Source organism: Enterobacter ludwigii, from assembly GCF_001750725.1.
In the GTDB taxonomy this organism is placed as follows: domain Bacteria; phylum Pseudomonadota; class Gammaproteobacteria; order Enterobacterales; family Enterobacteriaceae; genus Enterobacter; species Enterobacter ludwigii.
The window spans coordinates 4,553,350-4,573,811 of record NZ_CP017279.1; the positions used below are offsets into that span (position 1 = coordinate 4,553,350).

General features: G+C 53.3%; 20 protein-coding genes. 10 read left to right on the plus strand and 10 right to left on the minus strand.

Annotated features, from left to right (window positions below):
- Positions 1-155 precede the first annotated feature (155 nt).
- Positions 156-857: a response regulator gene (locus BH714_RS21435; protein WP_014171487.1), complete on the minus strand. Its 702-nt coding sequence runs from the start codon at positions 855-857 to the stop codon at positions 156-158.
- Positions 858-860: 3 nt separating this feature from the next.
- Positions 861-2,498: an ATP-binding protein gene (locus BH714_RS21440; RefSeq protein WP_040018876.1), complete on the minus strand. Its 1,638-nt coding sequence runs from the start codon at positions 2,496-2,498 to the stop codon at positions 861-863.
- 178 nt (positions 2,499-2,676) lie between these two features.
- On the opposite strand from BH714_RS21440, the gene yjdI reads away from it, so the two are divergent.
- Both yjdI and BH714_RS21450 read left to right on the plus strand, forming a co-directional pair.
- Positions 2,677-2,907: a 4Fe-4S mono-cluster protein YjdI gene (yjdI, locus tag BH714_RS21445; RefSeq protein ID WP_020883756.1), complete on the plus strand. Its 231-nt coding sequence runs from the start codon at positions 2,677-2,679 to the stop codon at positions 2,905-2,907.
- Positions 2,908-2,917: 10 nt separating this feature from the next.
- Positions 2,918-3,190: a GNAT family N-acetyltransferase gene (locus tag BH714_RS21450; protein WP_014171484.1), complete on the plus strand. Its 273-nt coding sequence runs from the start codon at positions 2,918-2,920 to the stop codon at positions 3,188-3,190.
- A gap of 28 nt (positions 3,191-3,218) precedes the next feature.
- Here the strand turns inward: BH714_RS21450 and BH714_RS21455 are convergent, their stop codons facing one another.
- Positions 3,219-3,830: a LysE family translocator gene (locus BH714_RS21455; protein WP_040018877.1), complete on the minus strand. Its 612-nt coding sequence runs from the start codon at positions 3,828-3,830 to the stop codon at positions 3,219-3,221.
- Positions 3,831-3,946: 116 nt separating this feature from the next.
- On the opposite strand from BH714_RS21455, the gene BH714_RS21460 reads away from it, so the two are divergent.
- On the plus strand, positions 3,947-4,420 hold the full coding sequence (locus BH714_RS21460; protein WP_032670215.1) for an Lrp/AsnC family transcriptional regulator: 474 nt from the start codon (positions 3,947-3,949) through the stop codon (positions 4,418-4,420).
- A 32-nt stretch (positions 4,421-4,452) separates the two neighbouring features.
- Here BH714_RS21460 and BH714_RS21465 read toward each other — a convergent pair whose 3' ends face one another.
- Complete coding sequence (locus BH714_RS21465) at positions 4,453-5,682, minus strand: amino acid permease (RefSeq protein ID WP_040018878.1); 1,230 nt, start codon at positions 5,680-5,682, stop codon at positions 4,453-4,455.
- 118 nt (positions 5,683-5,800) lie between these two features.
- Complete coding sequence (locus tag BH714_RS21470; protein ID WP_014171480.1) at positions 5,801-6,262, minus strand: multidrug/biocide efflux PACE transporter; 462 nt, start codon at positions 6,260-6,262, stop codon at positions 5,801-5,803.
- Positions 6,263-6,365: 103 nt separating this feature from the next.
- On the opposite strand from BH714_RS21470, the gene BH714_RS21475 reads away from it, so the two are divergent.
- From BH714_RS21475 to BH714_RS21490, 3 genes are all read left to right on the plus strand, one after another.
- Entirely contained in the window at positions 6,366-7,232 is an 867-nt protein-coding gene (locus tag BH714_RS21475; protein ID WP_014171479.1) for a LysR family transcriptional regulator, read from the plus strand.
- A 93-nt stretch (positions 7,233-7,325) separates the two neighbouring features.
- On the plus strand, positions 7,326-8,504 hold the full coding sequence (locus BH714_RS21480) for an acetyl-CoA C-acetyltransferase (RefSeq protein WP_040018879.1): 1,179 nt from the start codon (positions 7,326-7,328) through the stop codon (positions 8,502-8,504).
- Between the two features lie 316 nt (positions 8,505-8,820).
- Positions 8,821-9,504, plus strand: coding sequence for a porin (locus BH714_RS21490; protein WP_014171477.1), 684 nt, complete (start codon positions 8,821-8,823; stop codon positions 9,502-9,504).
- Positions 9,505-9,656: 152 nt separating this feature from the next.
- Here the strand turns inward: BH714_RS21490 and BH714_RS21495 are convergent, their stop codons facing one another.
- Positions 9,657-10,832, minus strand: coding sequence for an oligogalacturonate lyase family protein (locus tag BH714_RS21495; RefSeq protein ID WP_040018881.1), 1,176 nt, complete (start codon positions 10,830-10,832; stop codon positions 9,657-9,659).
- A gap of 298 nt (positions 10,833-11,130) precedes the next feature.
- Between BH714_RS21495 and kduI the strand changes: the two genes are divergently transcribed.
- The 3 genes from kduI (at position 11,131) to araE (ending at position 14,521) form a co-directional block, all read left to right on the plus strand.
- Entirely contained in the window at positions 11,131-11,967 is an 837-nt protein-coding gene (kduI, locus tag BH714_RS21500) for a 5-dehydro-4-deoxy-D-glucuronate isomerase (protein ID WP_025203329.1), read from the plus strand.
- Between the two features lie 63 nt (positions 11,968-12,030).
- A complete protein-coding gene (gene kduD / locus BH714_RS21505; RefSeq protein WP_040018882.1) occupies positions 12,031-12,792 on the plus strand; it encodes a 2-dehydro-3-deoxy-D-gluconate 5-dehydrogenase KduD in 762 nt (253 codons plus the stop codon).
- Positions 12,793-13,087: 295 nt separating this feature from the next.
- Positions 13,088-14,521: an arabinose-proton symporter AraE gene (araE, locus tag BH714_RS21510; RefSeq protein WP_223862521.1), complete on the plus strand. Its 1,434-nt coding sequence runs from the start codon at positions 13,088-13,090 to the stop codon at positions 14,519-14,521.
- Positions 14,522-14,559: 38 nt separating this feature from the next.
- Here the strand turns inward: araE and BH714_RS21515 are convergent, their stop codons facing one another.
- From BH714_RS21515 to BH714_RS21530, 4 genes are read right to left on the minus strand one after another with little or no spacing between them, the layout of a single operon-like run.
- The gene (locus BH714_RS21515) at positions 14,560-15,846 is read right to left on the minus strand and encodes an ABC transporter substrate-binding protein (protein ID WP_020883762.1); all 1,287 of its coding nucleotides are present in this window, start codon (positions 15,844-15,846) and stop codon (positions 14,560-14,562) included.
- Positions 15,847-15,860: 14 nt separating this feature from the next.
- Complete coding sequence (locus BH714_RS21520; RefSeq protein ID WP_020883763.1) at positions 15,861-16,988, minus strand: ABC transporter ATP-binding protein; 1,128 nt, start codon at positions 16,986-16,988, stop codon at positions 15,861-15,863.
- 12 nt (positions 16,989-17,000) lie between these two features.
- Positions 17,001-17,903, minus strand: coding sequence for a carbohydrate ABC transporter permease (locus BH714_RS21525; RefSeq protein ID WP_020883764.1), 903 nt, complete (start codon positions 17,901-17,903; stop codon positions 17,001-17,003).
- Entirely contained in the window at positions 17,896-18,786 is an 891-nt protein-coding gene (locus tag BH714_RS21530; protein WP_014171468.1) for a carbohydrate ABC transporter permease, read from the minus strand. Before BH714_RS21530 ends, BH714_RS21525 begins: the two co-directional genes overlap by 8 nt.
- 541 nt (positions 18,787-19,327) lie before the next feature.
- Here BH714_RS21530 and wzz(fepE) point away from each other — a divergent pair.
- Positions 19,328-20,452 carry an LPS O-antigen length regulator Wzz(fepE) gene (wzz(fepE), locus tag BH714_RS21535; RefSeq protein WP_040018883.1) on the plus strand — a complete coding sequence of 375 codons (1,125 nt, stop codon included), beginning with the start codon at positions 19,328-19,330 and terminating at the stop codon, positions 20,450-20,452.
- Positions 20,453-20,462: the final 10 nt, after the last annotated feature.

The window sequence follows — 20,462 nt, forward strand, 5'->3', positions numbered from 1 at the left end:
TTAGTTACATTTGAGGAACTAATTGTCAACATAGCGCATAGCTCCGCGCCGACAATAGGGGGGCGCGGGTTGCGGTTCCGAAGTGTGATTGTCGGCGTCGTTTCAGCAATTAACACCATAAAATCCGCGACGCTTAGCAAACGAACGGTTACGGATTACGTTTTCTCTGCCGCTTTGCGGTAAAGCCTTCTGGGATGTCCGATATTGCCATACAGCATTTCGATGCTGATTAACCCACTTTCCACGCAGTATTCCAGATAACGGCGGCCCGTGGTTTTGCTGATCCCGACGTATTCCACCACCTCTTCCACCGACATTGTTTTTTCGGGGTGTTCCGCAAATAAACGCTTAATACGGTCCAGGGTGTGGGGCTCAATACCCTTTGTGGACGGGGTCTGCGAGGTGTCCGCCGCGGGGAGGTTAAACAGGCGATCCAGCGCATGCTGGTCGACAACCTTCACCTGCTGCACGGTGTGGATGAAACGCATAAAACGCTCCAGCGAGGCGTGCAGACGCTGGAAAAAAACGGGCTTAATCAGGTAGTCAAACGCGCCGCTGCGCATGGCATGGCTACAGGTCTGCATATCGCTGGCTGCGGTGATAAAGATCACCGAGCATTCATAGCTTTTCAGGAGCGGGTTATCGATTAACGCCACGCCTTTACCGTCCGGGAGATAATTGTCCAGCAGTATCAGCCTCGGCTGATGCTGGCGTATCAGGTTACACGCCTGCTCAATCGACGCGGCAATGCCCACCACGCGCAAATGGAAATTTTGCTCGATATACTCGCGATGCAGTTCCGCCAGGTGCGGCTCATCCTCAACAATCACAACATCAAGTGCTCGGGTCGTGGTCATGCGTTAGCCCTGTCGAACGGGGAGTGGATTGGGAATAAACACAGAGAATATCGTGCCTTGAGGAGCGTTATCCGTTATCTCAATGCTGCCGCCCGCCTTGTTGATATAGCCTGCCACCAGAAACAGGCCAATACCGTGCTCTGTGCCCACAATGTCGTTCTCGCTTTCCGGCTTGCTGCTGAATCCCTGGCGAAAGAGATGCGGTTTCATCGCCTCATCCACCCCGCAACCCCGATCGGCCACCTCTATCAGCAACTCCTGGTTGCGATCGGAAATGTAAAGCTCAACAGCTGCGGGAACCGGGGCTTTCAGGGTGGCGTCAACGGCGTTATCCAGCAGGTTGCCAATCACCGACACCAGCTCCGTTTCCGTGATGCTGGCAGGCATGCGGGTGAGCTGGCAGGCGGGATCAAACTGCAGTTCAACGCCCTTTTCCCGGGCGCTGACATATTTCCCTAGCAGCAATCCGCACAGGGCCGGCGAGACAAAATGGGCTGAAACGAAGTCCAGCACGCGCTGCGCCCCTTCTGACTGTGCCTGGATGTAACGGATCGCCTCGTCATAGTGTTTCATCTGCAGCAACCCCACCAGCGTGGCGGTCCAGTTCAGCTGTTCATGACGCATAATGCGCAGGTTATCCGCATAGCGTTTAATCTGGCTTAGCTGGCTGCTGAGAGTGTTGATATCATTCTTGTCGCGAAAGCTATAAACCCAACCGCTTTCAACACCAGGTTCAACCTCAATCGCCACGCGGTTCACAATCACCTCGCGCTGGTTAAGCACCGCAATCTGGTCGTGGCTGCCGCGGCTAACCGAGGCGTAGCGCTGAGATAAAAAACCGGGGGACGTTTGCAGAACGTCTTCCAGCGGTTTGCCGATAAGCGCTTTCTCACTTTGATGAATATCCAGCATCTCTCTGGCGGCACGGTTAATTAAAATCAGCTGCTTTTCTTCATTGACGGCAAATACCCCTTCATACATTGCTTCCAGCAGCGCGCGTTGCTGTAAGACCAGTTGCGCAATATCTTTTGGCTCAAGGCGGAACATCTGCTTTTTAAGATTGCGGGTAAACAACCAGGAAAAAATAAACAGTAACAGCAACAGACCCATACCGTATAACCCGGACTGCCAGAGAATACGCGCATTGATATTCGCAATGTACGACGTCAAATAACCGACCGAGACAATCCCAATCACCTGATGCTGCGCATTAAGGATGGGCGCTTTGCTGCGCAGTGAAACCCCAATCCCACCCTTACGCACCGAAATAATTGTTTTGCCTTGTAATACCTCCGCATTATCCCCGCCGATCATCGGTAAATTGATGCGTTCCGGTGATTCTGAATGATAGAGATGCTGTTCCCGGGTATCGCCAATGACAATATAACTGGCATCACTTTCGGCCCGTATAGGCTGAATTAAACGGGCGATGGCGGGGATATTTCTGGACGCGACGTTTTCCGCCAGACCCGGCATCAACGCGATTTCGCTGGCCTGAACCCGGGCGCGCTGGCCAAGATCGTGATGCAATTGCCGGTCAATAAAATGAAACAGGATGGTTCCCAGCAGAACTAACAGCAGGCAGGAGAAGCACACCAGCGCTAAAAAAAGTTTTACCTGAAAAGAGAGTCTGCGTTTCATACGACCTGACGCGGGGAGTCTGATTAGAGCGGTCTGCGCAGACTGACATGAGGAAATGGGGGATGCAATCTGGCGAAAACAGAGTTGTGACCTGGCTTTTCGTTTTGGGGGTTATAGCTATCAGGATCGCGTAAGGCTATGCTTCATTCAGCACCCGAATAATTACAGAGGCAATGTCGTGGATAAAGCGCTACTGGATGCAGGCTACCGGGCCTATACCGGAGAGAAAATTGACGTTTACTTCAACACCGCGATCTGCAAACACTCAGGAAATTGCGTGCGCGGGAGCGCTAAGCTCTTCAACCTGAAACGTAAACCGTGGATTATACCGGATGAAGTGGACGTCGAAACGGTTGTACATGTGATTGATACCTGCCCGAGCGGTGCGCTGAAGTATCGCCAAAAATAAGCGAGGAACCATGGATATTCTGGAAGGCCATAACAAGTTTTACGTCAACGATGCTGACGGTAACCAGGTTGCAGAGATTGTCTTCGTACCGACCGGTGAGCATCTGAGCATTATCGAGCACACCGATGTGGATCCGAGCCTGAAAGGGCAAGGTGTGGGTAAACAGCTGGTGGCAAAAGTGGTCGCGAAGATGCGCGGTGAAAACCGAAAAATTATCCCGCTATGCCCGTTTGCCAAACATGAGTTTGATAATACGCGGGAATATGACGATATTCGGGCGTAGAAACACACCGGCAATGGCCGGTGTTTTTTTATCTGATCTGTTCAAACAGCAGCACCACTGCAATCACTACCATCATTCCCCCTGATGCTCTGCTCACCAGACGCGCGGCCTGCGGGCGGGTGGCCAGGATGGCTTTTGAACCGTATCCCACCAGCAGATAGACCAGCGTACAGGTGATGAGGTGTAGCAAGCCCAGCGCGGACATCTGCATCGCAACCGACCAGCTTCCCTTCGGGTCAGTAAATTGTGGAAGCAGGGCCAGGAACAGCAAAAAAACTTTCGGGTTAAGGCCGCTGATACATAATCCCTTCACCGCCCACTGTTTCCAGTTTGCCGCCGAGGTTGTGGCGCTTTCCGGTGCGCCAGGAGCGCGTAACAGTGAGATACCAAGCCACAGCAAGTAAAGTGCTCCCGCTATCGTCAGCCCGGATAATGCCAGCGGATGTTGCGCCATCATGACGCCCACGCCCGCGACCACAATCAGTGTCGCCAGCAGATGCCCGGACATGAGGCCCATCACTGCGGGTATCACGCGCCGCCCGTGGATGCCGGCGCTAATAGCGTAAGCCCAGTCGGCGCCCGGCGTCATGATGAGCAGGAAAGACACCACCCAAAACCCAGCCACAATACTCATTTCCATCGTCTGTAAAACTCCAGAATTTCACCCGTCAACAGAGAGAAAGCATATCGGTATCCGGACGAAATGAGTTTTCAATGTTATGCTCAAAAGACGGTGAAATTGACAAAATCTTCCACATGGACAGCATCGATCGAAAAATTCTTGCGCAGTTGCAGGCTGATGGCCGTTTATCTCTTACGGAGCTGGCTGAACGGGTGAACCTGAGCCTCTCGCCGTGTCACCGGCGCGTGCGGGCGCTGGAGCAAAGCGGGGCCATTACGGGATACCGGGCCAGTCTCGATCCCGCCAAAATGGGGTTTAACTTTCTGGCGATCGTGTTTGCGACGCTGAAAGAGGGCGACAGAAAGGCGGTGAGCGCCTTTGAGGAGGCGGTGGAAGAGATCCCGCAAATTGTGCTGGCGCAGCGTTTATTTGGCGATCCTGATTATCTGATGCACGTCGTGACCCGCGACCTGCCGGCTTTTCAGAAACTCTATGATGAGAAGCTCTCTGCGATGCCCGGCGTTCAGCATCTTCGCTCAACGCTGGTCATGAAAACGGTCGTGCAGGACAGGCCGTTTCCGCTCGACATCTCAGGGCGTGACGAATAACGCGCCCGGCAGAACGCCGGGCGCAGGGGCGTTTAGCCTACAAACATCACTGACACGCACAGTACGCCAACGATCAGCGTCAGCAGGTTGCCGACAGATCGGTACGGTTTCAGGGACGGGATCAGGTACGTCGACAGCGTCGGCATGATAAACAGGATCATGGCGATAAGCGGACCACTGATGGCATAAATCATCGAAATGGCATTCGGGTTAATGCAGCACACCGCAAAGGTGATTAACGACACCCCCATGATGGAGAGCGCGCGGTTAAAGGCGCGGCTCTTTTTCACGCCCACCTGGTTCAGCGATGACTTCACAATCTCCGTCGCCCCTTCGATCACCCCAAAATAGGTGCCGAGGAACGATTTCGACATGGCGATAATCGCCACAATTATCCCGGAAATCCCCAGCCATGCCGGAGAAGAGGGCATCATCGACAGCGCCGACAGAATGGTTACCCCTTCCTGTTTTGCCGAAACGATATAGGACGGTGGAATAGAGAGCAGGCAGCTGAACACGAAGAACAGCACGCTCAGGCAGATAATCAGGTACGCCACCTTCATGATTTTCTTGCACTTGTCCATGGCGGCGTCGCCAAACTTCTCACGGCGGTCAACGGCAAACGTCGAGATAATCGGCGTATGGCTGAAAGCGAATACCATCACCGGGATCGAAATCCAGACCTGATGCAGCGTATGGCGGTCAAATGCCATCTGGCTTGTGAGCAGCGTGGGTTGCCAGCTTCCGGTCAGATAGAGCGAGACAAACAGAAAGTAGGCGATCAGCGGAAACACCAGGAAGCCCATCACTTTTATGGTGATATGCCGTCCCATCAGGAAGATCAGATTTAACACCAGCACCACGCCAAAACTGACCAGCACGCGAACGGCGGTATCCACCGTCATGTGTTTTGCCAGCTGCTCAGTTAACGAGTTGGTGATGGCCACTGCATAAATCTGCACCACCACGAAGAAGGCGATGAAATAGAGCGTGGTGATCAGGTTGCCCATCTTCCTGCCGTAATAATGGGAGACGGCGTCGGTGATCCCTTCATTGCCTTTTGTTTTCGACGACAGGATGAATTGTGCCAGCGCGCGGTGCGGCCAGTAGGTTAATGGGTAGGCCACAAGGGCAGTGATAAACAGGACGATAGCGCCTGCGGAGCCCAGCTGAATGGGCAAGAACAGCGTTCCTGCGCCCACGGCCGTGCCATAGAGAGCGAAACTCCAGAGAGTCTCATCTTTTGACCAAATTTTCGACATTAGAGCAACGTATCAACTATCAAACCAACAGAATGGAGCGCAATTTACCATAATTATGGGTTGAGAGCGCAGTTGCTTCGAAGGAGTTTGGCCGGAGCGGGCGTCCGGCCAGAGGGAATTAGCCTGCGAGGGCGCGTCGCTGCTGGCGACGTTTAAGGAATTTCTCGCGCAGCGTATCGTAAGCCCAGTTATAGAACATGGTGTACGGCAGGAAGAACAGGAAGAAACCAATTTCCAGTGTGAATGCCTGCAGCAGCGTGACGCCCAGCACCGCGGCGACTATCGACACGCCGATCACAATAAACCCGCACTCGAATCCCAGCGCATGCAGTGCGCGGATTTTTGCCGTGCGTGTGATGCGGTGAACCGGCCAGAAACGGTCGAAGCCGACGTTATAGATAATGTTCCAGAGCATGGCCGTGGTTGCCAGGATAATGGTCAATCCACCCATCTCCACCACGGAACGTTGCATAAGCCACGCCGCCGTCGGGGCGAGGATCGCCGTGGCAATCCCTTCGAAACAGACGGCATGAAAGATCCGCTCCGGCAGTTTACGTTGGAGTGCATCCTGATGTTGCATAGTTTTAGACCTCGTGAATACGCATTTTGGCGTTGATGCGGCCTATTGTTATCGCTAAAGGTGATATATTAAAGATGGTATCCATCGATAAAGTAGATAGTGCATGCGTTATTCACCTGAAGCCCTTACCGCATTCGTTGAGACCGTCGCGGCGGGCTCTTTTTCTGCCGCCGCGCGTCGGTTACGTAAAAGCCAGTCGACCGTGAGCACATCCATCGCCAATCTTGAAGCCGATCTGGGCTTCGATCTGTTTGACCGTTCGGCCCGTCAGCCGGTGTTAACCGCCCAGGGCGAACAGGTGCTGGGTTATGTGCAGGCGATCCTCGCGGCCAGCACGCGGCTTGACGAACTGGCGGTGTCGTTAACGGCACAAACGGAGGCGCGCCTGACGTTTGTTCTTTCCGATACCCTCAACCCGGACGTGCTGGAAGACCTGATGAACCAGTTCGACCAGCGCTTTCCCCATACCGAATTTGAATGCCTGATTGGCGAGGAAGAGGACGTTATCGATCTGCTGCAGAAGTCGCGTGCGCAGGTTGGTCTCACGGAAGCGCGTGACAGTTATCCGACCGATATTGGTTTTACCCGGTTGCCGATACAGACCCGGATGGCAATCTATGTCGCGACCAACCATCCTCTGGCCGGGCAGCAAGAAATCCAGGCCGATGAGCTGCACGGCTGGCGGGAATTGCGGCTCAGCACCTATCTGGAGCGGGAGGCAACGCTCGCACGCGGACCCGTCTGGTCGGCACCCAACTACCTGTTACTGCTGAGTATGGCGGTTCAGGGGTTTGGCTGGTGCGTGCTGCCGTGCGCGCTGGTGGATGAATTTGCCGCCGCGAAATCGCTGGTGCAGCTGAATGTCCCCGGCTGGCCACGGGCGATCGGTATCGATCTGCTCTGGAATAAACGATCCCCGCCCGGCGTTGCCGGAAGCTGGCTGCGGCAGTATCTGCAGGATGCGCGCTAATCCTTGTGATTAAACTCACTATTTTTAAACAATTAAGATAATTGCCAATAACAATCCACTACTATCGTCATGTCATTTAACACAGAGGTTGTGATGAAAGATGTCGTTATAGTGGGTGCGTTGCGTACGGCTATCGGCTGTTTTCAGGGGGCGCTTGCACGCCACTCGGCTGTTGATTTGGGCAGCGTAGTGGTGAAAGCGCTGGTGGAACGCAGCGGGATTGCAGCACATGAAATTGATGAGGTGATCCTGGGACAGGTGCTGACCGCCGGTGCCGGGCAAAACCCTGCCCGTCAGGCGGCGCTCAAGGGTGGCCTGCCCAATACCGTCTCCGCTATCACCATCAACGACGTCTGTGGCTCAGGATTAAAAGCGCTGCATCTGGCGACGCAGGCCATTCAGTGTGGTGAAGCGGATGTCGTGATTGCCGGCGGACAAGAAAATATGAGCCGGGCACCACACGTGCTGACCGACAGCCGTACCGGCGCGCAGCTGGGCAACAGCCAGTTGCTCGACAGTCTGGTGCATGACGGTCTGTGGGATGCGTTCAATGACTATCATATGGGCGTGACGGCGGAAAATCTGGCTCGTGAGTATGGTATCAGCCGTGAGTTGCAGGACGCTTACGCGTTAAGCTCGCAGCAAAAAGCGCGCGCGGCGATTGATGCCGGGCGCTTTCGGGATGAAATCGTCCCGGTCAGCACGCAGCGTCAGAATGGTGAGGCTGCCGTGGTGGATACCGATGAGCAGCCGCGCACCGACGCCAGCGCTGAAGGGCTGGCGAGGCTCAATCCTGCGTTTGAAACTCAGGGCTCAGTGACGGCGGGAAATGCCTCCTCCATTAATGATGGCGCTGCGGCCGTGATGATGATGAGTGAAAGCAAAGCCCTCGAGCTGGATCTGCCCGTCCTGGCCCGCATTAAGGCATTTGCCAGCGTGGGTGTTGATCCTGCGTTAATGGGTATCGCCCCGGTTTATGCTACCCGTCGCTGCCTGGAACGCGCAGGGTGGCAACTCTCTGATGTGGATCTGATTGAAGTCAACGAGGCCTTTGCCGCACAGGCAATCTCGGTTGGCAAAATGCTGGAATGGGATCCCCTGCGGGTAAACGTGAACGGTGGGGCAATCGCACTGGGTCATCCTATCGGCGCGTCCGGTTGTCGAATTCTGGTATCGCTGGTGCATGAGATGAAAAAGCGCAATGCCCGCAAAGGCATTGCGACGCTCTGTATCGGTGGTGGACAAGGTGTCGCCCTCGCCATTGAACGCTAAAATCCGCCCGCATAAAAGAGCCTCCCTTCAGGAGGTTTTTTTTTACATAACGTATGACGAATTAACCGTTATTAGCACATTCTCACTCTGTTATTGAATAATTACGGCCTTAATTATTATCGTTGTTAACGTCTTAGTGTGATCCCCCTCCGATAATTTCACGTTAATACACCCTGTTTGTTGATGGGTGTCACGTCCATCTTTGCCAAAAAAAATGAAACAAATAATTACGATCTTTGTCACTAAAATAATGTTTTTTAAAAAATAAACTGCAGTTTCATAAATAAGAAACATTATTTCAGTTGAGGGTTTTTTCATGTTTAAGAAATCTCTGGTCCTTACTTCCCTTATCGGTACGTCCTTCATGGCTCAGGCCGTTACCGTCGATCTGCGCCATGAATATATCGACAGTGGTGCCAATGCTGACCGTGTCTCGGTCTCACATCGCTTTGCTAACGGGGTCGGTTTTTCTGTAGAAGCTAAATGGAAATCCGGTGGTGATAAAGCCGACCAGCCGTTTGCGGATGTGGTGGGTAACGGGCATGAAGATCAAATTAGCTGGCGCTGGAAAGCGACTGAGAATATTGCACTGACGCCGGCGTTTACCCTTGAAAGTAACGACAGCCGCACAATATATAAACCGAATCTGCATCTGCAATATAGTTTCGACAACGGCTTCTACGTTGCCGCGCGTTATCGTTATGAATATACCCGCTACCCGTCAAGCTCGAATAAAGATGACGACAAAGTTAACCGTGGTGATGCCTGGGTTGGCTGGGTAATGGGTGACTGGCGTACCGAACTCAATTATGTTTATGCGAAGAGTTCTGAAGGTATGGTTCGTAATAATAACAAAGATTATTCCAACGAATATAACGCCAAGCTGGCGTATAAATGGGATAAAAACTGGGCACCGTATGTTGAAGTGGGTAACATCGGCGTGAAAGACACCGATGAACGCCAGACCCGCCTTCGTTTAGGCGTGGCCTATTCTTTCTGATATCACGTTATTCCGCTGAACATTGCCGGGTAGCGCCAGTGCCAACCCGGCTTACCCATGTCTGATAAGCGCCGCCCAACGGGCAAAAGCCCACTGAAAAAAAAGCCCTCCGAAACGGAGGGCAAGGCCAGTTACAGAAACACAAACTCAAATCATGCATGCAACATTTCAGGTTGCTCAGGAAGTTTCGCGATATAGAGGGCGGGTTGACCGTCTTTATCGGAACTGAACAGCACCGCTTTCTCATCCGGAGTAAAGGAGGGATGCGGGTGGGTGACCTGGCGGCTATTTGCCACCGTTGCCCAGGAGGTGTCGTGACGGGCAATGCGGAAGTAGCTTTTTTTTGCCACGTCAAAGGCGTACAGATAAGGATCGTTATCAATGGTGTAACCGTGCGTATCCTTCACATCAACCGGCGTGCCTGAACCGTCGCCCACCAGCAGGGAGCCGTCAACGTTGCTCATCAGATGGGAACAGGCGGGCATTGGCATGACTGCGTCATTGACGCCCGTATCCGGATTGAAGCTGCAGATGGTGCGGCCCTTTTGGCCCTTCAGATAAGAGACATACACAAGGGCAGAACCGTTCGGCACCCAGAATTCATGGGTACAGCTTTCGCCTTCCGCATGCGTTTTCACTTTGCGCACGTGCGTACCATCTTCGTTGACCAGCCACATGCGGGCGTCGACCAGGTCGTGGGGCCCTTCATGGCAAAACGCCACCGTGTTGTCATCGAACGGACGATAGATAGGGTGGCCAAGCCAGTTTTTCTCTTCGTGGATTGTGGTGCTTAAACCGGTTTTCAGATCCACCCGCAGCAGTCGACAGTGCGGCCCCTTATGGAAGAAGTCGTGGAAAATTTTCCAGTCGTTGAGCGGCGTCCAGTCACGTCGGGCGATTTCTATCCCAACCAGTTTGGTGCAGTCGCTGTTGGCGACCCAGGTACCGTAACCGACCCAGTCATCAGGGACACGGTACACCTCGCGTTCTACCAGGGTATGGAGATCCACCTCCAGCAGCGTGCGGTCGTTCTTCACATAGTAGAAGGATTTATCATCCGGAGAGAGGAACCCGCCAAAGGTATTATCCCCCGCGCCTTCCGTCAGCTGTACCGCTTCGGCCTTCTGCAGATCCAGCAGGTAGTAGTTCCAGTGACCGTCAAACGCTCCTGCGAACAGCAGGTGGCTGCCATCATTAAAGAAGCACTTCTGGTAGAAGTAGTTGCGGTGACAGGTCACGTCGGGTGGGGTCAGGCGGGTGACTTCCACGCCTGTATCCGGATCGTGGCTGACCGCGTAGTTCAGCTTGACCCGCATACCTTTAGCCATAATGCACTCCTTTGAACGATAAAAGTAGATTAAAAAGTGAGTATTAAATTATCAAAACAATGTTTCATTATGTGTGACTGATGGCGCACTTTGTCTGTTGCATTGGCGAGATTAATGTCTGGCTCTCTTTATCGTGATCCGAACGCCATTTCTGGTATAAACAAACAGAAAAAATGAAACGTTGTTTTAAATGTAATTGAAAACCCCCTTCTCTGGGGCTAGACTGTGCTCATCATGAAAACGGAACGTCGTTTCGTTAATTTTCTGCCTGCGGGCACGATCATTTCTGGAGGTTACGGTGGACGTCAGACAAAGCATCCACAGTGCGCACGCCAAAACGCTGGATACTCAGGGGCTGCGCAATGAGTTTTTAGTCGAGCAGGTGTTCGAGGCCGATAAGTACACCATGGTCTACAGCCATATCGACCGTATTATCGTTGGCGGGATTATGCCGGTGACGCAGACCGTCTCCGTGGGCGGAGAAGTGGGTAAACAGCTTGGTGTGAGCTATTTCCTTGAGCGTCGCGAGCTGGGCGTGATTAACATCGGTGGCCCCGGTACCATCACCGTAGACGGACAGTGCTATGAGATAGGTCATCGCGACGCGTTGTATGTCGGTAAAGGGGCGAAAGAGGTCGTGTTCGCCAGCATCGACAGCGGTAAACCGGCGAAGTTTTACTACAACTGTGCGCCCGCACATACCCCGTATCCCACCAAAAAAGTGACCCCGGCGGATGTCGCCCCGGTGACGCTGGGTGACAACCTCACCAGCAACCGTCGCACCATCAATAAATACTTTGTTCCGGATGTGCTGGAAACCTGCCAGCTCAGCATGGGGCTGACCGAGCTTGCTCCGGGCAACCTGTGGAACACCATGCCGTGCCATACCCACGAGCGCCGTATGGAAGTGTATTTCTACTTCAACATGGACGAGGACGCCTGCGTGTTCCACATGATGGGGCAACCGCAGGAAACGCGCCATATCGTGATGCATAACGAGCAGGCGGTGATTTCGCCGAGCTGGTCTATTCATTCGGGCGTAGGCACGAAAGCGTACACCTTCATCTGGGGTATGGTCGGTGAAAACCAGGTCTTTGATGACATGGACCACGTCGCGGTTAACGATCTGCGCTAGCCGCAGGCAGTTAAGCATAAACCTGCCTGTTGGTGACAGGCGCTGAAAGATTAAGGAACAAACATGATTCTGGATGCATTTTCTCTGCAGGGTAAAGTGGCTGTGGTGTCCGGTTGTGACACCGGACTGGGCCAGGGTATGGCGTTAGGGCTGGCGGAAGCGGGCTGCGATATCGTCGGGATTAACATTGTTGAGCCTACTGAAACCATCGAGCGCGTCACCGCGCTGGGGCGTCGTTTTCTGAGCCTGACCGCCGATCTGCGTAAAATTGACGCCATCCCTGAACTGCTGGATCGCGCGGTGGCGGAATTCGGCCATATCGACATTCTGGTGAACAATGCCGGACTGATTCGCCGTGAAGACGCGATTAATTTCAGCGAGCGCGACTGGGACGACGTGATGAACCTGAACATTAAGAGCGTGTTCTTTATATCCCAGGCGGCGGCGAAACATTTCATTGCCCAGGGGAAAGGCGGCAAGATCATTAATATCGCCTCTATGCTCTCCTTCCAGGGCGGTATCCGCGTGCCGTCTTATACCGCATCCAAGAGCGCGGTGATGGGCGTTACCCGTCTGCTGGCAAACGAGTGGGCGAAGCACAACATCAACGTCAACGCGATTGCGCCGGGGTACATGGCGACGAATAACACTCAGCAGCTGCGTGCTGACGAACAGCGTAGCGCGGAAATCCTCGACCGTATCCCGGCGGGCCGCTGGGGCCTTTCGGACGATCTCAAGGGGCCGATTGTATTCCTGGCCTCTCCGGCATCCGATTACATCAACGGCTATACCGTGGCGGTCGATGGCGGCTGGCTGGCGCGTTAATTGCGTATTCCGTCTTAAACCTCTGCCGGTGGGTGGAGGTTTTTTTTGCCCAAAAATTGCCATTATCCATATGGCTCAAGACGAAAAATCCATACTAAAAAATCATAAATGATATGCATCACAGTTTTATTGCTTAAAAATTAAATGATTAATAAAAAATGGCGGTATTTCATCGTTAGTTGAAATTGTAATGTCCATCACAGATCGCTATGCCACAGCGAAATAATCCATATCTTCGCGAATTACGGCCTGACACTTTTCCGCGCTATCTCGTAATTTCAGTTAACGAATTTCGCTGTTCAGGCAGGAAAATATGACATCTATAAATGACTCTACCCTTATGCCCGCCGCGTTGCGTGATACCCGACGCATGAATCAGTTTGTCTCCATCGCGGCTGCAGTGGCCGGTTTACTGTTCGGTCTGGATATTGGTGTGATCGCCGGGGCGCTGCCCTTTATCACCGATCACTTTACGTTGAGTAACCGCCTGCAGGAGTGGGTGGTCAGCAGCATGATGCTGGGTGCGGCCATCGGCGCGCTGTTTAACGGCTGGCTTTCGTTCCGCCTCGGGCGCAAATACAGCCTGATGGTGGGGGCGATTCTGTTTGTCGCCGGCTCCATTGGGTCAGCATTTGCCACGAACGTGGAAATGCTGCTGCTCTCCCGCGTGCTGCTCGGCGTGGCGGTGGGGATTGCCTCTTACACTGCGCCGTTGTACCTCTCCGAAATGGCGAGCGAGAACGTGCGCGGCAAGATGATCAGTATGTACCAGCTGATGGTGACGCTGGGTATCGTGCTGGCGTTTCTGTCTGACACTTATTTCAGTTACAGCGGCAACTGGCGCGCGATGCTGGGCGTGCTGGCGCTCCCGGCGCTGGTGCTGATTGTTCTGGTGGTTTTCCTGCCAAACAGTCCGCGCTGGCTGGCGCAAAAGGGCCGTCATGTGGAAGCGGAAGAGGTGCTGCGGATGCTGCGTGATACCTCAGAAAAAGCACGTGAAGAGCTGAACGAGATCCGCGAAAGCCTGAAGCTGAAGCAGGGGGGCTGGGCGCTGTTTAAGATCAACCGCAACGTACGCCGCGCGGTGTTCCTCGGCATGTTGCTGCAGGCAATGCAGCAGTTCACCGGGATGAACATCATCATGTACTACGCGCCACGTATCTTCAAAATGGCGGGGTTCACCACCACGGAACAGCAAATGGTTGCCACGCTGGTGGTGGGGCTGACCTTTATGTTCGCCACCTTTATCGCGGTGTTCACCGTGGATAAAGCCGGACGTAAACCGGCACTCAAGATTGGCTTTAGCGTCATGGCGCTCGGTACGCTGATCCTTGGCTACTGCCTGATGCAGTTTGATAACGGCACGGCCTCAAGCGGTCTTTCCTGGCTCTCTGTTGGCATGACCATGATGTGTATTGCCGGATATGCGATGAGCGCTGCGCCCGTCGTGTGGATCCTGTGTTCCGAAATTCAGCCGCTCAAATGCCGCGACTTTGGTATCACCTGTTCCACGACCACCAACTGGGTGTCGAACATGATCATCGGCGCGACCTTCCTGACGCTGCTGGATTCAATCGGCGCGGCAGGAACCTTCTGGCTCTATACGGTTCTCAACGTCGCGTTTATCGGGGTCACGTTCTGGCTGATCCCTGAAACCAAAGGCGTCACGCTGGAGCATATCGAGCGCAGGCTGATGTCCGGCGAGAAGCTGCGTAATATTGGCGTGTAGTCTGTTGCCGGGTGGCGAAGAGACCACCCGGCTTTTCGTTAGCGCATCGCGCGTTTCAGAATACGTTCAGCCTGACGCTGGAAGTCAGCGGCAGTCTCTTCCACGGATTTCTGTCCATAATCGATGTACTGCAGAGAGGTGCCGAACTGGGCCACAATCTGCGGATCGTCAAAGTAAGGTGACACGGAAAGTTTGGCCGGCAGAGACTGCGCCAGACGCAGCCCCGCGACCGACGGATCGCTCTCTTTGATGGTGCCGTCTTCGGTCAGGAACTGCACCGCGGCTTTACTCAGCGGCACGCCACGCTCCAGACCCAGCGTATCTACTCCCTCTTTGCTGTTCAGCAGGAAGTTAATCAGTTTCGCCGCCGCTTCCGGGTTTTTGGTGGATTTACCAATCGAGAGCATCTGCGCCGGTTTGAAGAAAAGGCCCGCATCGGTTGCGCCCGGCAGCATCGGGTAACTGCCCAGCACCAGTTTTGCCGGTGGCTTCAGGTTGTCGGAATACTTGTTGATGGTGGAGTTCCACATGTAGGTTCCCGCCCATTCTCCCTGGATCCACGGCTTCATCTCATACATGTTGCTCTTACCAAACGACGCATAGTATTTGGTGTCCGGCATGACGTGGCTATCCACCAGCGTTTTGTAGGTCTGGAAGAATTCCACCCACTGCGCTTTGCTGTAGGCGAACTTCTTGGTTTTTTCGTCCACGGCAGGGATGTTGTACTTCTGAATCATGTACGAGTTCAGCAACGCCAGCGTGTCCTGATGCTCCAGCACGACCGGGTAGTACTGCTTGCCGAGTTTACTCTCGAAGGTTTTACCCGCCGCCATCAGCTCGTCCCAGGTTTTCGGGTATGCAATACCGGCTTTTTTCCAGGTCTCGTCGTTGAAGTAGAACACGCGTGCGGTGACGGAGATCGGAATGCCGTTCAGCTTGCCGTTGATGGTGGTGGACTGAAGTTCTTTGGGATCGAACTGGGTCAGGTCGATCACGTCTTTCATTTTGTTCAGGTCGTAGAACCCGTCGCCGGTTTTCGAGAAGATTGGCAGCCAGTTCCAGTTGGTCTGCATCACATCCGGCTCGGTGCCGCCCGCAATTTGGGTGGTCAGGCGGGAGAGGTGCCCATCCCAGCCGGTGTACTCTGCTTTAACGTTGATATCCGGGTTCTGCTTATGGAATTCCTCCAGCGCTTTCAACGTCACCTGATGGCGGCCATTACCGCCCCACCAGGACATGCGTAATTCAACATCTTGCGCCATCGATGGCAAAGCGGTAAGGCCCAGCGTCGCGGAGATTGCTGCGCTTAAAAGCACTTTTTTCATTTTTATAAACTCCATCAGAGAGAGAGGTTCTGTTCAGTTTTTGCGTCAAAAATATGACATTTATTCATATCAAATTTGAAATACACCTTGCGATGAAGGCCTTTATCAATCATGGGCTTAGCTTCATCAGAAGGAATTCTGGCGGTCAGTTCGTAGTCCGCAACCTTCAGATAGACGAAGAATTCGTGGCCCATGTTTTCCACGCGAACCATTTCGCCACTGCAGCCCCCGTCAACGAATGGTGCGTCGGAGAGGGAAACGAATTCCGGACGTACGCCGTAGTAAATGGCCTGCCCGGCATAAGCGGAGACTTTCTCCTGCATCCCGGCGTTCAGCGGCATGGTTTCATTGCCGATGGCGATGTGCAGTTTCCCGGCGTTTTCCACCAGCTGGCTTTGACGAATGTTCATCTCCGGCGCGCCGATAAAGCCTGCCACGAACATGTTTTTCGGCTTGTGGTAGAGGTTGTCAGGGGTATCAACCTGCATGATGTGGCCGAGCTTCATCACGCAGATGCGGTCGCCCATGGTCATCGCTTCGGTCTGGTCGTGGGTGACGTAGACGGTGGTCGCCGGTTTACCGGATTTCTTCAACTGCTTGTGCAGATCGGAAATACGAATGCGCATTGAGGCGCGTAGTTTGGCGTCGAGGTTTGACAGCGGTTCGTCGAACAGGAATACATCCGGCTTTTTCACAATCGCACGGCCTACCGCCACGCGCTGTGCCTGGCCGCCGGAAAGCTGGCGTGGCAGGCGGTCGAGTAACTCTTCCAGCTCAAGGATTTTGGCTGCTTCGTTGACCTGAGATTCAATCTGATCTTTTGGCAGTTTGCTCAGCTTCAGACCAAAGGCCAGGTTTTCGCGCACCGTCATGTGGGGATAGAGCGCGTAGTTCTGGAACACCATCGCAATCCCGCGCTCTTTCGGCGCGAGGTTGTTCACAATCTTATCGCCGATGCGGACTTCACCCCCACTGATGGTTTCCAGGCCGGCCAGCATGCGCAGGGTGGTGGATTTGGCGCAGCCGGAGGGGCCGACGATCACCATGAACTCTCCTTCAGCGATTTTCAGGTCAATGGCATGTACCGCTTTAAAGCCGTTGGAGTAGACCTTTTCCAGTTTGTTGAAGATAACTTCAGCCATAATATTTCCCTCTTAACCTTTAATTCCGCTGCTGGTGACGCCCTGGACGAAGTAGCGCTGTGCCAGGAAGAAGACAATGATGGATGGCAGAATGGAGATGCTCGCCATTGCCAGAATTTCGTTCCACGGCGCCCCTTCGGTGACGTCGATGGACATTTTCAGCGCCAGTGCTATCGGGTATTTATCCACGCTGTAGACATAAATCAGCGGCCCGATAAAGTCGTTCATTGACCACATGAACTGGAACAGGGCGACGGAGATAATGGCCGGTTTCAGGATCGGCACCACCACGTACCACAGCACCTGAAGCGAGTTACAGCCGTCAATTTGCGCCGCCTCCTCCATGTCACGCGGCACGCCGCGCAGGAACTGGATAAGCATGAAGACGAAGAACCCCTGGGTGGCGAAGGCCAGCGGCAGATACAGCGGCATATAGCTGTTGAGCATGCCCATTTCACGGAACATCAGGTACTGCGGGATCAGCAGCACGGTGCTGGGGAGCAGCATGGTGGTGATGAGGGTGGCGAACCAGAATTTCTTCCACGGGATTTCAAAGCGCGCAAAGCCGTACGCCACGATGGTGGAGGAGATAATGGTCAGGATCACTTTCGGGATCACATACTTAAAGGTGTTCAGCATGTAATGGCCGAAGTTGTATTCGGTACCGGTTTTCCAGCCATTCACAAAACCGTCCCAGGTCGCATGGGCAGGCCACAGGCTGAGAGTGGTGAAAATCTCGTGGTTCGGTTTGAACGACGCTGAGAACATCCACACCAGCGGATAAAGCATCAGCAGGCCGACAAACAGCAGGATCACGTAGCGCACAGCGGCGTTAATTTTCTCTCTGCGCAGCGTGCGGGCGACTTCACGCTCGGCAATCGCCCTCGCTGTGGAAAGTTGTTGGATATCAGCCATTTTTGCCTCCTTTATCGGCGGAGTAGAACACCCAATATTTCGATGACTTAAAGGCGATACCGGCAAAAATGGCCACCACCAGGAACAGGATCCACGCCAGTGCTGCGCCGTAACCCATGTCAAAGTATTTGAACGCGGTGTCGTAGATGTAGAGTGAGAACAGGTAAGTGGAATACGTTGGCCCGCCGCCGGTAATGACATACGGTCCGGTAAATTCCTGGAACGCCTGGGTGGTCTGCATAATGAAGTTGAAGAAAATCACCGGCGTGATCAGCGGCACGGTCACTTTCGTGAACATCTGCCATTTGGATGCCCCATCGATCATCGCAGCTTCATACTGCGACTGCGGTACGTTTTGCAGCGCGGCCAGGAAGATGACCATCGCGGAACCGAACTGCCAGACGCGCAGCAGGGTGACCGACATCAGGGCCAGCGAGGGCTCCCCCAGCCAGTTCACCGGGTCAAAACCAAATACGCCAATAAAGCTGTTCAGCAGACCATCAATGGCAAAGAGCGCGCGCCACAAAACAGCAATGGCTACGGAGCTGCCGAGGATCGACGGAATATAGTAGGCGGTACGGAAGAATCCAATACCGCGTAATTTAAAGTTCAGAACAAACGCAATCCCTAATGCAAAGGCGAGCTTCAGGGGAATGGTCAGAAATACATACGCAAACGTCACTCCCATTGATGTCCAGAAGAGCGTGTCTTCCGTAAACATGTAGCGGTAATTTTCAATGCCGTTAAATACCGGCGGGCTCATCAGGTCGTAATCCGTAAAACTCAGGAAAAACGATGAGACGAAGGGGAAAGCCGTAAAGAGTATCAACCCAATGATGTAGGGTGATATCCACGCGAGCCCCAGCAGCTTGTTTTCATTCATACTTACCTACCTGGTAATCAATGGTTTAAAACGGAATCTGCGTCTGTAACAACCTTTCAGGCTGTCGAAACCGAGCCTGAACGGCGATATTCTGGGTAATACGTGTCACGGTTACTTCATTTAACTTTGTTTTATAAGACTTTTTCCGATTTCATCGTTGAGCGAAACGCCTGGGTTTCAATACGGTAGAACTCGTGTTCCTGGATAATAAAACGCCGTTTTATTTTATATTATTGCTATTTGTTTCTGCGTCATTCGCTTAATAGCGGAAATGTGATCAAAGTCGGAACAGTGTTTCAATAAGGTGATGAGGATGGCATTTTTGCGCTATTTCAGGCGTTCAAAGAAGAGAGAGGCGGGCGGGGCGGAAAGAACCGGATGATTAGTAAAGACAATACCGTGGAGAAACTAACTACTAATTCTGATAGCAGGTCTACAGCTGGATCATTCTTTCGTTCAGATAATTCTTACTTTCTTGTATCATCGGACCACTGTAACCAATCAGGCAGAAATGGTCTGCACCCTCAAAAGAAGAATGGCTATGTCAGCAATGGATTTAAAAAAAAATACGGATCTCGACTTCCCCCATTACGCGGCCCCGGCAGTCAGTTCCAAAGAAATTGACCTTCTGGGACTGTTAGAAGTTCTTCTGGCGGCAAAAAAACGTATCATCGTGATTGCCTTCGCATTCGCACTGGTTGGACTGGCCATCGCGTTCTTACTGCCACAAAAATGGACCAGTAAAGCGGTGATCACACCGGCGGAACAGACGCAGTGGAACCCGCTGCGCCAGATGATGGTCGCCCTGCAGGTGCTCGACGTGGACGTGAAAATTACCCGTCCGGACGTGTTTAATCAGTTTATTAAAAAGTTCCAGTCGCAGTCGTTGCTTGAGGAGTACATGAAATCCTCACCTTACGTGATGGCACAGCTGGAAGGCACTGATGTGGATCCGCTTGAGCTGCATCGTGCGGTGGTCAATATCTCCGAAAAGATGAAAGCGGTAGATAACACCCTGGCAAAAGACGCGGATAAAGCGCCGTACGTCTCGTGGACATTGAGCTTCACCGCGCCGACGGCGGGGGATGCGCAAACGGTTCTTAAAGGTTACGTGGATTACATCTCGCAGATTGTTGAGCAGGAAACCATGGAGAATATCCGTAACCAGATCACCCTGAAAACCAAAGTGGTGGAGCAGCAGCTGGAGCTGGATCGGGTACGTCTGACGAATGTGCACAACACCAATCTGCAGCGTCTTAACTATTCTCTGGAAGTGGCCAACGCGGCGGGTATCAAAAAGCCGGTCTACAGCAACGGTCAGGCGGTTAAAGACGATCCGGATTACTCCGTCGCGCTCGGTGCCGACGGTATCGCGCAAAAACTGCAGATTGAAAAAAATCTCAAGGACATCGCTGAGCTGAACGCAGACTTCCAGAACCGGGAATACTACCTGGCGCAGCTGAAAAAGCTGTCTGTCGAAGACGTCAAACTTGAACCGTTCAAGTATCAGCTCTCTCCATCCATGCCGGTGAAAAAAGACGGTCCGGGCAAAGCCCTGATTGTGATCCTGGCGGGACTGCTGGGCGGGCTGTTTGCCTGTGGCAGCGTATTACTGCGTGAGGCCATGCTCAGCCGCAATCCTCTGGTCGAGCCTGTAACGGAATAAAAAACGCAGA